This window comes from Bacillus sp. FSL L8-0152, from assembly GCF_038006365.1.
Taxonomy (GTDB): domain Bacteria; phylum Bacillota; class Bacilli; order Bacillales; family Bacillaceae_G; genus Bacillus_A; species Bacillus_A cereus.
On the sequence record NZ_JBBOVB010000001.1, the window covers coordinates 3,727,239 to 3,742,717 of the forward strand.

The following is a 15,479-nucleotide window of genomic DNA, read 5'->3' on the forward strand; positions in this document are numbered from 1 at the left end:
CTTCTTTTTTTAAAATGCTTTGTCATACCACTCTTTTGCTTTTTCTACTTCACCCATCGTTAATTGATGCCCTCGATTTTCCCAATGCATTGTTACATTCGCATTTGCATTTTCTAATAGTACCTTCAATTCCTCTGACTCTGCTGATGAACAAATTGGGTCATTTGTCCCAGCAGCAATAAACACAGATTTCCCTGCTAAATTTGCTAATTGCATTCCTCTTCTAGGTACCATTGGGTGATGAAGCACAGCACCTTTTAATGCATTTTCGTAATGGAATAATAAGCTTGCTGCGATATTTGCCCCATTCGAATAACCGATAGCTACAATGTTATTTCTATCGAATTTATATTCTTTAGCCGCTTCATCTAAAAATTCATTTAATTCCTTCGTACGGAAAATTAAATCCTCTTCATCAAAAATGCCCTCTGCTAATCGGCGGAAGAAACGCCGCATCCCATTCTCTAACACATTTCCCCTAACGCTTAATACCGACGCTTCCGGATCAATTATTTCTGCAAGTGGTAGTAAATCTAATTCATTACCACCTGTGCCATGAAGTAATAACAACACTGGTTTTGACGTATCTTTTCCTTTTTGAAAAACATGTTTCATCATAATCCTGTTCCCCCTTCAATCACTTTAATCTAAATTTCTCACTTCAAATGGTAAAAGCGTTTGTTCAATCTGTTTTCTATGTTGTTCATATTGTTCCGGTAACTTTAATTCCTCACCCATCGTCTCTAACGATTCATCATGAGCGAAACCAGGAGGATCTGTTGCAATTTCAAATAAGATTTCACCATGTTCTCTAAAATAAATCGCGTTAAAATAATTTCGATCTTGTACAGGAGTTACGTGATATCCAAAACGCGACACATGCTCTTTCCAGTCTAGCTGATCAGCATCGTCAATCGCTCTCCAAGCTATATGATGAACTGTACCAACGCCCATTTGGCCACGACCGATTGTTGATAATTTCAAATCAATAATATTTCCAATATCAGCAGAAGAACGGAATCGAACAAATTCACCCTCTTCTCCAATTTTCTCAAGACCCATAATATGTTCTAACAATTCAGCTGTTTTTTGAGGCTGTGCAGATAAAAGAACAGCACCTCCAAACCCTTTAATTGCTACTTCTGGTGTAACTTCTCCAAAACTCCAATTATTTAATTCGCCTGCTTCTCTTTCAACTAATTCTATATGCAAACCATGCGGATCATCAAATTCTAAATACTCCTCTCCAAAACGAGTCATTTTCGTATACGAAACATCGAATTTTTCTAATCTATTTTCCCAAAACTCCATTGCACCTTTTGGTACAACGTAAGACGTAATTCCTACTTGACCATCCCCAATAATACCTTGACGAGCACCTGCCCATGGGAAAAACGTAATAATTGTTCCAGGTTTTCCTCCTTCATTTCCAAAATAAAGGTGGTACGTACCTGGATCATCAAAATTCACTGTTTGTTTCACTAAACGTAACCCTAATACACCAGCATAAAAGTCTACATTTTCTTGTGGATGCCCTACAATCGCTGTAATGTGATGGATTCCCATTGTTTTCTTTTCCATTTCTTCCACTCCTTTTTTATTTCATTATAAAAATTCTTTTACATTTAAATTCATTATTCATTTTGTCCATGCTACAAAGTAAAATCCGTCATTATAATTTTATCTCGAATTCGAGATATCGATTATAAAAATACACATTAACTTCCAGCTTGTCAATTCATCTCAAATTCGAGATAGTTTTTAAAAAATATTTACTCCATTTAAAATCTTTATTCAAAGTACAAATTAACTTGAACTCAAATTTATTATAAGTTACTTACTTTTAGTTGTCAATAAGTTCCTTATTTTCATTTTAAATAAAAAGAGAGTAAACGCCAGTTTCGTTTACTCTCTTCGCTAATCATTTCGTTTCTTCTTCCAATATTGCTTCCATCTCATTAAATTCACGATGAACTGCCTTAACGGGTTCTTTCGTTAATAAACTTACAACGATAACAGTTAATAAACTACAGAAAAATCCAGGTACCATTTCATACATAATTGCTTTTAAACTTGGAATTTTTACCCATGCTATAACAACTACTGCACCAACAATCATACCTGCAAGAACGCCCCATTTATTCGTTCTTTTCCAATATAAACTTAATAAAATGGCTGGTCCGAACGCTGAACCAAATCCAGCCCAAGCATAACCTACAAGTGTTAAAATTGTATCACTTGGATGATACGCTAAAACAACTGCGATCATAGCTACTACTAATACTGACAATCTACCGATAAATACAAGTTCTTTGTCACTTGCATTACGACGGAAAAATGTTTTATAGAAGTCTTCCGTTACTGCACTTGAAATAACAAGTAATTGTGAGGAAATACTACTCATAATCGAAGCCAAAATAGCTGATAATAAAAATCCTGTAATGTACGGATGGAATAAAATATTGGAGAATGTTACAAAGACCATTTCTGGGTCTTGTAATGTCGCATTATTTTTAGCATAATAAGCGATACCAATTAGACCAGTAAGCATTGCACCTATAATTGAAATCGTCATCCAACCGATACCGATTCTACGAGAAGTCTTTAAATCTTTAATAGAGGTAATTGCCATAAAACGGACAATAATATGCGGTTGACCAAAATACCCAAGTCCCCATGCTAAAAATGAAATAATGCCAAGTATTGTGGTCCCTTTAAACATATCTAAATGCGATGCATCGACTTGTTTAATCGTATTAAATGTTTCTGTTACACCACCGACATCCGTAAAAGCAACAATTGGCACTAGTACAAGCGCAATAAACATAATACAACCTTGTACAAAGTCCGTCCAGCTTACGGCTAGAAAGCCACCGAATAGTGTATACGCAACAACGACACCCACTGTTACAAATAAACCAATTTTATAATCTAGGTTGAAAGAATTTTCAAACAAACGTCCACCTGAAACTAAACCAGCCGACGCATAGAATGTGAAAAATACTAAAATGACGATAGCGGAGACAAAACGAAGTATTTTCGTACGATCTTTAAACCGATTCTCTAAAAAGTCTGGAATCGTAATTGAATCATTTGCCACTTCTGTATACGTTCGTAAACGTGGGGCAATGATTAAATAGTTTGCATAAGCACCTATTAATAAACCTATCGCAATCCATATACTTGATAATCCTGTTGCATACATCGCACCAGGTAATCCCATTAGCATCCAACCACTCATGTCAGAAGCACCAGCTGATAAAGCTGTAACTGCTGGACCGAGTCCCCTTCCACCTAACATATAATCTGATAAATCGGATGTCTTCTTATAAGACCAATATCCGATATACAACATACCTGCCATATAAATAGCAAGCGAAACCATAATTTCAATCTTCACCAAATCTCTCCCTTATTCCATAAGCCATTCAAAATTTCGAAAAATGACTTTTTCTATTTTCTTGTTTTCGCTTATGGTTCCCTACCTTAACAAACATTTTTTGTTCTTTCAAGTGAACGAGCACTTTTCATTACATGTGAAAACCTTTATAAACGCCTTTATCCCAGTGGATTACAATGATTTTTCAAGAAATTAAAGTAATAATATTCAGAAAATTAAAGAGTGTTTTTTCACACCTTATTTTCATTCCTTTACCCGATAAATTTTAAAAACTAAAAGCCATACAAATGTATGACTTTTAGCTTATTGACGTCTCAAATTTTGCTTTCTCTACATATACTTTACGAAATTTCATATAGCATCCAATACGCCAAGGTACTATATAACAAACCGCAAGAGTGTAGAAAAGAATGCCGATTGACTTTGGATCTAGACCTTGTAAATGTCTTCTAAAATAAGCACGTAAAAGAACGATAACTAAAAATGTAGCAATAAAAGCGATACTTTTTTTTGCATAAATTTGACCATCTTCTCTGACTTCATACCCACTTAAAATAATAAGTGGAATTGACAATAACAGTCCGATCCCAGCAGCTATACCAATTTGCCAACCAGCAAGTTGTATCGGTGCTGCGTATAAAGAAAAACCTGGTAATAAGAAGAATAATGGCAATAGTAGTCGTCTTCCTTTATTATTAATTGGTCGATTCATAGAGCGCATGCGTCTAAATATAACGAGCCCTATGACGAGTAAAAAAATTGTAATACTGTACGAACCTTGCTGCAAGTGAATCTCTCCCTAAAAATAGTCATTTTCAAAAATACTCCCCTATTATACTCCTAATTTTTCCAAAAATATAATTATTCCTCTAAAAAATCTTACATATCAAATATACTTTTAGGTTTGATTTACTATAGGAAACAATTCCGAAAGAGGAACTACTCTCCCCACCTCGTCTTTAAACACAATATGCTCTCTAGTTAAATGGCGCGGGCTCTTCACTCCCGCTGCCGCTGCTAATGAAAATAAACTATATCTCATACTAATAATATAATTCATGACTCGCCACTTCTTCTCATACGGATCTAACGCTTTTTGATAATGCGGATTCGTCGTGGCTACACCAGATGGACATTGGCCAGAATTACATTGAAGGGCCATAATACAGCCGCTTGCCATCATAAATCCGCGGGCTGAACTTACAGCATCCGCTCCAATCGCTAAAGCAATCGCCACTTTATCTGGTGTGATTAATTTACCCGATGCAAATACTTTAAACTTGTTACGGACACCATAATAATTTGCTGTATCGATAAATGTAAGTAATGCTGGAATAAGCGGCAGTCCCATACAATCTGCCATCGATTTATACGTTGCCCCTGATCCGCCTTCTGAACCGTCTATTGTAATAAAATCTGGGTAAATATTTAGTTCTTTCATTGTTTTTATTAAATCTTCCAAAGGCTCCTGCTGACCAATTACAATTTTCATTCCAACTGGTTTACCGCCGCTTTCTTGCAACTGTTGAATAAAACAAAGTGTATCCACTGCATTCTTTAAAAATGAAAATCGATTCGGTGAATTAATCGTCTCTCCCTTTCGGACGTTGCGAACAAAAGCAATTTTCTCATTTACTTTTTGTCCCTCTAGATGACCACCACGTATTTTAGCACCTTGCCCAAATTTCAATTCGAATGCTCTAATATTACTTTCTTTCGCTTTCTCCATGAATTTTCCCATTGAAAAATTACCGTCCTCATCACGGTACCCAAATAACCCTGGACCAATTTGCGCAACGATATTCGCTCCTGTATGTAAATGTTCTGGAATAACGCCACCTTCACCAGTATTAATCCACGATCCGCCTGCCATTTTCGCTCCAAAACCACTCGCTAAAATATAATTTTCTCCAATCGCGCCGTAAGAAGTCGCAGATGCTCCAAACATGCCATGTAGTTTCCACGGATATTTACGGTTTTCACCGACTATAATTGCATCATCTTCTTCGTACAGCCAAAGATTCGTTGTATCCGCTGTCAATTTTTCTCTTCTTGAAAATAACCCTTCTTTATGAATCATGTACTTTTTACCTTCCCGCTCTTGCGAAAGATTCACACTTAATTCCTCAGTTAATATCGGAAATAATGTATTAGCAATATAATAGCCAGAAGCTTCAAAATCTCGTTTTGATCCAAAACCAAGTATTTCAGAGCGATATTTCGCTAAAAACATAACACTTTGAAAATCATAACGTGAGAAAGGCTTTCCATCCGTATCATGATCAAACCAATATTGTCGAAATTCAGGCCCTATCTTTTCCAGTAAGTAGCGCATTCTTCCTAAGTACGGATGTAACTTTAAAATAGAATGATGTGTTCGTTTTTTTATAAAAAATGTAATGATAAAAAAGATGATTAAAAGCAACATTAAAAATAGTAATATACTAATAATAACGAGTAGCGTTTCACTCATCCCGCTTCCCCCTATGAAATCCCATAATAAAAGGAGAACACTCGGTGTGCTCTCCTTTTATCTTTATTCATACTAACGTAGCAAGATGCTCTTTCGCGTCATATTCAACTAAACTTTCAGCATGTTTAATTCGATGAACAAAGTCTGGATTAGCAATTAACGGTCTGCCGAATGCCACTACATCAATTGTTCCTTCTTGCAACGCTTCTTCGGCCTCTTTCGGATTTAAATTACCAACCCCAACAATCGTACCATCCCAATATTTTCTTACTAGTTGATGAAAATTCTTTCCGTCAGCAATCTCTTGCGTATAATTCATCGTTGAGGGATGGATCATCGTTAATCCAACTTCTTTGAACATATTTACGAACGTTTCAATTGCAAGCTCAGGGTTTTCCCACATATAAGTAGGATTATCGCCTTTGAAAGCAGAGAAGCGAAGAAGTGTTTTATTAGCTCCAACAGCTTCTATTACAGCCGCCGTTACTTCTTTCATAAACGTTAACCTTTGTTTTAAATTACCGCCATATTTATCTGTTCGCTTATTCGCAAACTCATACGTAAATTGATCGATTAAATATCCGTGTGCACCGTGAATTTCTACTCCATCAAATCCAGCTTCAATCGCATTTTTCGCAGCTTGTGCGTATTGACCGATTACTTCTTGTATTTCTTCTAACGTCATTGCTTCTGGCGTATCAAACGGTTTACGAAAGCGTGGAACATTTCCCTCTGCAGCGATAGCAGATGGTGCTTGTGGCATTTGACCACCAATTATTTCATGATGACTCATACGCCCAACATGCCATATTTGAGCAATAATCGTCCCGCCTTCTTTATGTACTGCCTCTGTAACAGGTTTCCAAGAATCGATTTGTTCTTGTGTATAAATACCTGGTACTCCCGGGTTCCCTTTTGCTCTCGGACTAATGACAATTCCTTCTGTAATAATTAGTCCAATTCCATCCGCAGCACGTTTTCTGTAGTACTCCACTACATCAGCACCAACTACTCCAGTTTCATTATCTGCAAAGCATCTTGTCATCGGTGCCATCGCTATACGATTACGAAGAGACCAAGCTCCAATTTGAATTGGATCAAACAACTTTGTTTCTTCAACGTTTTCAAAAGATCCACCAGCGTTTACATTTGTTCCTTCATAAATACTCGCTGCTTTATTACTTGAACTTGTCATTTTTCTTCCCCCTAAAAAATCTTACTATAATCGCATCATACTTACTTTTAGATAGTAACGTCAATTTTTACGACTTTACAATAAAAAATTCGAATATCAAAAAAACAAAATACTATAAATAATATTAAAAAGGTTTCCTTAGAAGGAAACCTTTTTTGTTGACCATATATGGCTGTCAATTCGTTTATCTCTTTAATATAAAAAATACCTTATCAATAGAAGTGAATATGGTTCAGTATTCTTCTAAAAATAATAACTTATATACCTAAAACAATGAAAGCCCTACCTCTCTTTCATCCTTACGGCTCCTCGTCCGTGCCAGTGTGAATCAGGATTGCAAAAATCAAGTAACTATTTTATCGAAGTATTCAATTAAACTTCGAACATTCATAAATGAAATTAAAAAATAAAAATGGATTTGATTGTAGTAATAACAATAGAGGTAATGCTCTAAAAGTGGTTTGAAAGAGTTGAATGTCTTTGAAATGATAAAATTTCTATAATTATGTTCCCAAAAAATTCAAGATCTTTTTTGGGATATAATACATTATTTGTAATGAACCTTAACAAAAGCTTTTTATCTGATTTTCTGTGATACCTTCAATTAATCCCAGTTCACTAATCAAAAATTCATATGCGTTATCTAACATCTTCTTTTCGCTTGCATTAAGTGCTTTTTCTTTCTGTATACGCATTAAATCGCGCACAACTTCAGCACCTTCTTGCATTTTACCCGTCTTTATTTTATCAGTGTTCAATTTATACCTTTGTTTCCACGTAAGTAATCTATCTGATTCCCCATGTTGAAAAATATCCATTATGTGTGCTAATGCGGTTATATCCGTCACTGGTCGTATATTCGAATTCAATATTCTCCCTGCTGGAATCATTAGTTCCATATTACTAGCCGACATTTTTATAACATAATACTGTTGTTTTTCTCCTGAGACTTCCTTCTCTTCTATGGCTTTAATTATACCTGCTCCCTGCATTGGATAAACAATGTTATCGCCAATTTGAAACAAATAATCCACCTCCATATATGGTAACCTTCTCAAGCTTAACACACTTTTAGTTTTTTAGCAAAATTTTTATTTTATCATAAAATTATTTTATGCGTCAATACTTCAAAAGCAAGAAATTAAATTTACATAACACACTATAAAAACCCGCAATTTTATTAACGGTTGCACCCACATTCATTCTCTTTTAACATAAAAACACATTACTACATTTGAGTAGTAATGTGTTTTTGATAAGGCATAGATAAAGATCTACTTTTCCGTCTATATACTAACCTGCTTACTAACTATTTCCCTCGCTAAAAGAAAACTCATAATCACTTGCGCTGCTACTCTACTCGTCATATCCCTGAAATCAAGAGTTGGATCAATCTCTACTATATCCATCCCTTGAACGAGCGGTTCTTTACCAAGGAATTCAATCGCATCTAGTAAAGTCGTACTATCCATTCCACCTGGCCCAATTGCTGGACAACCTGGTGCAAACGCTTGGTCTAGTACATCCATATCAAGAGAAATATAAATAGAAGTCACACCTTGTTTTCTTAACACTTCAATACTTTCCGTGATAATATCTTTTATTTCTCGCTCTCGTACGTCTTTCATTGTATACACTGTTACGCCATGCTCTATTGCATATTCATGGTACGTACGTGCGTTAGAAAAATTACGAATTCCAATTTGAACAAGTTGTTTCCCTGTAATGACATCATTTTCTAGTAAACTACGGAATGGTGTACCATTTGACGGGCCTCCATCATCTAAATTACGTAAATCATGATGAGCATCAAATTGAATAATCCCGACCTTTCCTTTACTGTTTGCAAAGCCTGTTATACTCGGAAAACTAATCGAGTGGTCACCACCAAGAACGATTGGTATCATGTTCGGATTTACTTTCGTTACATGACCAACTGTTTTCGCAATTCGGTTATGACTTTCTTTTATATCCGTCACATGCATCGTAATATCGCCGCAATCATATAAGACACTTTCTTTCATATCGTGTTCTTCTGTAATTGCATATGTGCTGTATGCATCTAACATCGCACGAATTGTTTTTGGAGCAAAACTTGCTCCTGAATGACTAATAGATGGTTTAGAAAGGGGTGCTCCAATTAAAGCAGCACCGAATATTTCTACGCCTTCCTCCCAATCTTTAATCATCTCACTCCATTTTGTCACTTCACGATCAATAAACTTTGCATTTTTCTTTAAATAGTGGCCGTGCTCCACGATTGTTCACCTCTTGTATATGCAATATTACCATTCTTCCATACTGTATTCACATGACTTACGCCGTAATGATACGGTACGTAAGCATAATTGTAAGCATCCCATAAAACTAAATCTGCCTTACGACCAACTCTAATTTTCCCAGCTACATCACCACGGTTAATGGCATATGATGAGTTAACCGTTACAGCATTCCAAACTTCTTCTGGTGTCATTTTCAGTTTTAGCATCGCAATGCTCATAATAAGCTGAATATTTTCAGTTGGACAGCTACCTGGGTTAAAGTCTGTAGCTAACGCAACTGCAACACCTTCATCAATCATTTTACGACCGCGAGCAAAACTTTCTTTATTTAAATAGAAAGTTGTTCCTGGTAATAAAGTGGCTACTGTATTAGAGTTTGCAAGCATTTCAATTCCTTTATCAGAAGCGCCAACTAAATGGTCTGCTGATGCTGCACCGATTTCTGCCGCTGCTTCCGCACCACCAAGAGGGTCGATTTCATCTGCATGAATTTTCACATCAAAGCCAAGCTCTTTCGCTTTTAATAAAAACTCTTTTGACTCTTCGACAGAGAACACACCTGTTTCACAGAAAATATCAACGAATTCCGCTAATTGCTTCTCTTTCATTTCTGGTAGTAGGTCTAACATCCATTGTAAAAATTCTTTCGATCTACCTTTATATTCTTTCGGAACTGCATGAGCACCTAAAAATGTGGAAACTAAATCGATCGGATGCTCTTTTTGTAATTGTGCAGTTGCCTCTAATTGTTTCCATTCCGTCTCATCATCTAATCCGTAACCACTCTTCGCTTCTACAGTTGTAACTCCGAAAGATAACATACGGTCTAAATGGAATTTCGCTTTTTGAACAAGTTCTTCTTTCGATGCTTGTTTCGTTGCATTTACAGTCGAAAGAATGCCTCCGCCTTGTTCTAAAATTTCTAAGTACGGAACTCCTTGTAATTTTAGTGCGATTTCATTTTCGCGAGATCCACCAAATACAAGATGAGTATGCGGGTCGACAAGACCAGGAGAAACCATTTTCCCGCCGCAATCAATAACTTCTTTCGCTTGTAATCCTTTCGCTTCTTCCGCTGTTCCAACGAAAGTAATTACATCGTTTTCAATTCCAACCGCACCGTTTTCGATAACAGGAAGCGTGTTCATCGCTTCCCGTCTTAACAAGCCATCTTCTTGATCCATTGTTAGTAATTGACCAATATTTATTAGTAAAGTGTCCAGCATGTTTTCTCCTCCTTATTTCATCATTGGAATGTTAACGCCTTTTTCTTTCGCAGTTTCCACAGCTAAGTCATATCCAGCATCCACGTGACGAACAACACCCATACCAGGGTCAGAAGTTAATACGCGCTCAATACGTTTTGCTGCTGCTTCTGTTCCATCTGCAACGATAACCATTCCAGCGTGAAGTGAATAACCCATACCAACGCCGCCACCGTGGTGAACAGATACCCAGCTTGCACCGTTTACACTGTTAATTAATGCATTTAAAATTGGCCAGTCTGCTACTGCATCACTACCATCTTTCATCGCTTCTGTTTCACGGTTTGGAGATGCTACTGATCCGCAATCTAAATGGTCACGACCGATTACGATTGGTGCTGATAATTCACCATTTGCCACCATTTCATTAATAATGCGACCAAATTTCGCGCGCTCACCGTAACCTAACCAACAAATACGTGATGGAAGACCTTGAAACTCCACTTGTTGACGTGCCATACGAATCCAGTTACATAAATGCTCATTGTCAGCGAATTCGCGTAAAATTACTTCGTCTGTTTTATAGATATCTTCTGGATCACCAGAAAGTGCTACCCAGCGGAACGGTCCTTTTCCTTCACAGAATAATGGACGGATAAATGCTGGAACGAATCCTGGGAAATCGAAAGCATTTTTCAAACCTTCATCGAAAGCAACTTGGCGAATGTTATTTCCATAATCAAATGTAATTGCGCCCTTTTCTTGCATTGCAAGCATTGCTTCTACATGTTTTGTCATGCTTTCTTTTGATAATTGTACGTAACGTTCTGGGTCTTCTTCACGAAGTTTCGCCGCTTCTTCTAATGTGTAGCCTACTGGAATATAACCGTTTAATGGATCATGAGCTGATGTTTGATCCGTAACTAAATCTGGCGTAATATTACGCTTCACTAGTTCTGGTAAAATTTCTGCCGCATTTCCTAATAAGCCAATAGAAATTGGTTCTTTCTTCTCTTTATACTCGTTTGCAACCGTTAATGCTTCTTCTAACGATTCTGTATACATATCACAGTATCTCTTTTCAATACGACGATCGATGCTACGCTTATCGACGTCAATAGCAATAACAACACCGCCATTCATCGTTACAGCAAGAGGTTGTGCACCACCCATACCACCTAAACCAGCAGTAAGTGTTAATGTACCTTTTAATGAACCATCGAAATGTTGACGAGCTGCTTCGCCAAATGTTTCATATGTTCCTTGTAAAATTCCTTGTGTTCCAATGTAAATCCAGCTACCTGCTGTCATTTGTCCGTACATCATAAGACCTTTTTTCTCTAGTTCACGGAAGTGATCCCAGTTCGCCCATTTTGGTACTAAGTTTGAGTTGGCTAACAGTACGCGAGGCGCATCTTCATGTGATTTAAAAATGGCAACTGGTTTTCCTGATTGAACAAGTAACGTTTCATCGCTTTCTAACGTTTTTAATGAATCTACGATTGCATTGTAGCTTTCCCAGTTACGAGCTGCACGGCCAATTCCACCATATACAACTAATTCTTCTGGTTTTTCAGCAACTTCAGGATCTAAATTGTTCATTAACATTCGAAGTGCAGCCTCCTGAACCCACCCTTTCGTTTGTAACTCAGTACCTCTTGGCGCGCGAATTGTTTGTTGTACTTTTTCCATTTCAATCTCTCCCTTTTCTCATTTTATAGTGCTGCGTTTACATCTAATCTTTCTTTTATCGAATAATTCGTTTTTAACCAATGCGCAATATTTTCAATATCCGTTGAGAATATACGGTCATTTTTAATAGATGGCACTTGCTGACGACCTTGATGGTAGAAGCTCTTCGTCACTGTACTCATGTTTTCAATACCACGATATTCTGCTGCTTGCATTGCACAAATCATCTCAATTGAAAGAACACGTCTTGCATTTTGAATGATCTGATGAGCATGGCGTGAAGCAATTGTTCCCATACTTACATGATCTTCTTGGTTAGCAGAAGACGGAATTGAATCTACACTCGCCGGATGTGCTAACGTTTTATTTTCAGAAACAAGTGACGCTGCAGCATACTGCATAATCATTGCACCTGACTGCAGTCCTGGTTCTGGACTTAAAAATGGTGGTAAATCATTTAATTGCGGATTTACTAAACGCTCAATACGGCGCTCCGAAATATTTGCAAGTTCCGCCATTCCTACTTTTAAGAAGTCCATCGCAAACGCAATCGGTTGACCGTGGAAGTTACCACCTGAAATTACTTTTTCCCCGCCATCAAAGATTAGCGGATTATCTGTTGCGGCATTCATTTCAATTTCTAATTTTTCTTTCACATAATTCAAAACTTGCCAAGAAGCACCGTGTACTTGCGGGATACAACGAAGTGAATAGGCATCCTGTACACGTAGTTCTCCTTGTTTTGTTGTTAACTTACTATCATGAAGAATGTCACGAATTCTGCTTGCTACATCCACTTGCTCTTTATAACCACGTGCTTTATGAACATTTTCATCAAATGCATCAATAATGCCTTGTAACCCTTCAATTGTCATCGAAGCAATTAGTTCAGCTTGATACGCCGTTGCTTCTGCTTCTATATAAGAAAGAACTCCTTGCGCTGTCATCGCCTGCGTACCATTAATTAATGCAAGACCTTCTTTCGCTTCAAGTTCAATTGGCTCAAGCCCTTCTTCTGTAAGAGCAACCATTGCATGAACGCGTTTCCCCTTATAGAACACTTCACCTTCGCCTAATAATACGAGCGCAAGATGAGATAAAGGTGCCAAATCTCCACTCGCACCAAGTGAACCTTGTTGCGGAACGACTGGATGAATTTTACGATTTACAAACTCAAGAAGCATATTTACAACAAGCGGCCTTACGCCTGATACTCCTTTAAGCATCGTGTTTGCTCGTAAAATTAACATTCCGCGCGATACTTCTTCAGGGAATGGATCACCAATCCCGCATGCATGTGACTGAATTAAATTATGCTGAAGTGCCTTTACATCATCTTTTTGGATAAGCACATCACTAAACTTTCCAAATCCAGTTGTAATTCCGTAAACGACTTTTCCGTCCTCTACAATTTTCTCAACTACTTCGCGGCACTCCGCTACCTTTTGCATACTAGTTGGACAAGCTGTTACACCTTCTCCTTCCAGTAATAACCTCTTCATTTCTTCAACTGTCAATGTATGTCCTGTTAACGTAATCATCATTTTTCCTCCTTAAAAAGGCAAAAGGGGACCTTATCTTTTTAAGACAGACTTCTGTCCTAAAAAAGTAAGGCCCCCTTCTAACTAATAGACTATGGGCAAATCATATGTGATTAATTCCTAAACCAATCGCCTCATGCTCAGATCCTTTTACAGGTGCACCAATCGTTCCATATAATGCAACAGCAACCCATTCGCCTTCTTTTTTTCCGTCGTATGGTGTACCGCGCACAATCGCAAAACGAAGTCCTACTGTACGAAGAACGTCTGCTAACTGAATTTGACCTCTCGTCACTCCGTACAAAGCTTCCATAATTGCATGATAAAGTGCATGTGTTTCTCTGTAAACGTCTGTTTCAATAACTTGGTTGCTTTTAGCCGCTGTTTCCATTGCTGCGACAACCTTTTGCGAATTCATTGAACCCACTTTCCCCGTACAATACTTCCAACCTTTTGGAATGGATAATACAGGACTTTCATTCTCATCCGCAAGTGCCAACAGCATGGCCATACGACCAATTCGATGTGTTCCTTGAAGAAGCATGTGACTCTCTCATTTCTTTTGAATTATTTGAATATTACTTAATTTAAGAATATATGAAAACGTTTAAATCGTCAATAGTTTAAACTCACATTCAAACAATTTTTTCATCCCCTCCATATTGTGTACACAAATTATTTACACAATTTTTCCAAGCATGCTATAGTCTCACTAACAGATGCAAAGGGGCGAGATTTCAATGACGAAGCGAAAAGATATTCATTTTCGAATTGAAGAAAAATTACTTGAAAGGTTTGAAGCTGCACTCCATTATGAAGGTTTAAAGAAAACCGACGTATTAACACATGCGATTCAGCAATTTTGCACGAAGGTGGAATGTGAAAAAATGAATGATGTAAAACGCCAATACAACGTAAGTAACCATTTACAAACACGTATTAATACGCATAAACATTATGAAGAAAAACATGTGAATTTAGATGAAGTCGTCATGGATCATTTACAACTTCAAGGAGATGAAAAAATATTAGAGGTTGGGTGCGCTAACGGGAGTTTCCTTTCCCTATTACAAACTAACGGTCATACAGGACATTTAACAGGTTTGGATCAATCGAAAACGATGCTTTCTGAAGCTACAATAAAAAATAGCATAATTGAGTGGAGACTAGGTAACGCTGGTAAACTTCCTTTCGAAGCTAATTGCTACGACTGGATCGTCGCAAGACATATGTTATACCACATGAAAGACGTCGAAAAAACAATCCAAGGATTCCATAAAGTAATACGTCCTGGCGGCTCACTTTTAGCTACAACAAATTCTGACGTTACATTACCTCGTATAGTTGAAATGTGTAACCGCATGTTAGACGCATTTGATTTACCGAAAACAACATCTTCAGTCACGCCATTTTGTTTGGAAAATGGTAAAGAGATATTACAGTCTGTTTTTCCAACTGTTGAAGAAGCAGTTATTCATAATGCTCTCGTTTTTCATCATGCTACTCCGATTGTAAACTATATTTCTAGCATGTTTCCGTCGCTAAATATACCTGATAATACATACCTTCACGCGGAAATGAAGGTATGGCTAAAAGAAGAAGTAGAAAATGAATTATCACTTCATAACAGTATATGGCGTGATCCAAAAACGTTAGCCATTTATCGATGTCAAAAAGAAAAAAGCTAGCAT

13 protein-coding genes are annotated in these 15,479 nt (G+C 37.2%); 1 reads left to right on the forward strand and 12 read right to left on the reverse strand.

What is annotated here, in order from left to right:
• Positions 1–9 precede the first annotated feature (9 nt).
• From MHH27_RS18585 to hutP, 12 genes are all read right to left on the reverse strand, one after another.
• Positions 10–618, reverse strand: a complete 609-nt coding sequence (locus MHH27_RS18585; RefSeq protein ID WP_340943686.1) for an alpha/beta hydrolase — start codon at positions 616–618, stop codon at positions 10–12.
• 24 nt (positions 619–642) lie between these two features.
• The gene (locus MHH27_RS18590) at positions 643–1,581 is read right to left on the reverse strand and encodes a ring-cleaving dioxygenase (RefSeq protein WP_000412726.1); all 939 of its coding nucleotides are present in this window, start codon (positions 1,579–1,581) and stop codon (positions 643–645) included.
• A gap of 340 nt (positions 1,582–1,921) precedes the next feature.
• Positions 1,922–3,400, reverse strand: a complete 1,479-nt coding sequence (gene putP / locus MHH27_RS18595) for a sodium/proline symporter PutP (RefSeq protein ID WP_139213270.1) — start codon at positions 3,398–3,400, stop codon at positions 1,922–1,924.
• A 298-nt stretch (positions 3,401–3,698) separates the two neighbouring features.
• On the reverse strand, positions 3,699–4,187 hold the full coding sequence (locus MHH27_RS18600) for a cytochrome c biogenesis protein CcdC (RefSeq protein ID WP_001183922.1): 489 nt from the start codon (positions 4,185–4,187) through the stop codon (positions 3,699–3,701).
• A gap of 111 nt (positions 4,188–4,298) precedes the next feature.
• The gene (locus MHH27_RS18605; RefSeq protein ID WP_000005147.1) at positions 4,299–5,873 is read right to left on the reverse strand and encodes an FMN-binding glutamate synthase family protein; all 1,575 of its coding nucleotides are present in this window, start codon (positions 5,871–5,873) and stop codon (positions 4,299–4,301) included.
• A 67-nt stretch (positions 5,874–5,940) separates the two neighbouring features.
• Positions 5,941–7,068, reverse strand: coding sequence for an alkene reductase (locus MHH27_RS18610; protein WP_000204598.1), 1,128 nt, complete (start codon positions 7,066–7,068; stop codon positions 5,941–5,943).
• A gap of 563 nt (positions 7,069–7,631) precedes the next feature.
• On the reverse strand, positions 7,632–8,093 hold the full coding sequence (locus tag MHH27_RS18615) for a CarD family transcriptional regulator (RefSeq protein ID WP_014482101.1): 462 nt from the start codon (positions 8,091–8,093) through the stop codon (positions 7,632–7,634).
• Between the two features lie 261 nt (positions 8,094–8,354).
• On the reverse strand, positions 8,355–9,326 hold the full coding sequence (gene hutG, locus MHH27_RS18620; RefSeq protein WP_016512447.1) for a formimidoylglutamase: 972 nt from the start codon (positions 9,324–9,326) through the stop codon (positions 8,355–8,357).
• Positions 9,305–10,576, reverse strand: coding sequence for an imidazolonepropionase (gene hutI / locus MHH27_RS18625; protein WP_071714694.1), 1,272 nt, complete (start codon positions 10,574–10,576; stop codon positions 9,305–9,307). The genes hutG and hutI overlap by 22 nt, the downstream gene beginning before the upstream one ends.
• A gap of 12 nt (positions 10,577–10,588) precedes the next feature.
• The gene (hutU, locus tag MHH27_RS18630) at positions 10,589–12,247 is read right to left on the reverse strand and encodes a urocanate hydratase (RefSeq protein WP_065229204.1); all 1,659 of its coding nucleotides are present in this window, start codon (positions 12,245–12,247) and stop codon (positions 10,589–10,591) included.
• A gap of 23 nt (positions 12,248–12,270) precedes the next feature.
• On the reverse strand, positions 12,271–13,788 hold the full coding sequence (gene hutH / locus MHH27_RS18635; RefSeq protein ID WP_100910069.1) for a histidine ammonia-lyase: 1,518 nt from the start codon (positions 13,786–13,788) through the stop codon (positions 12,271–12,273).
• Between the two features lie 103 nt (positions 13,789–13,891).
• Positions 13,892–14,332 (reverse strand): hut operon transcriptional regulator HutP, encoded by a 441-nt coding sequence (gene hutP, locus MHH27_RS18640; protein ID WP_000926516.1) that lies wholly within the window; start codon positions 14,330–14,332, stop codon positions 13,892–13,894.
• A gap of 196 nt (positions 14,333–14,528) precedes the next feature.
• On the opposite strand from hutP, the gene MHH27_RS18645 reads away from it, so the two are divergent.
• Entirely contained in the window at positions 14,529–15,476 is a 948-nt protein-coding gene (locus tag MHH27_RS18645; protein ID WP_340943692.1) for a class I SAM-dependent methyltransferase, read from the forward strand.
• The last annotated feature ends 3 nt before the right edge of the window (positions 15,477–15,479 follow it).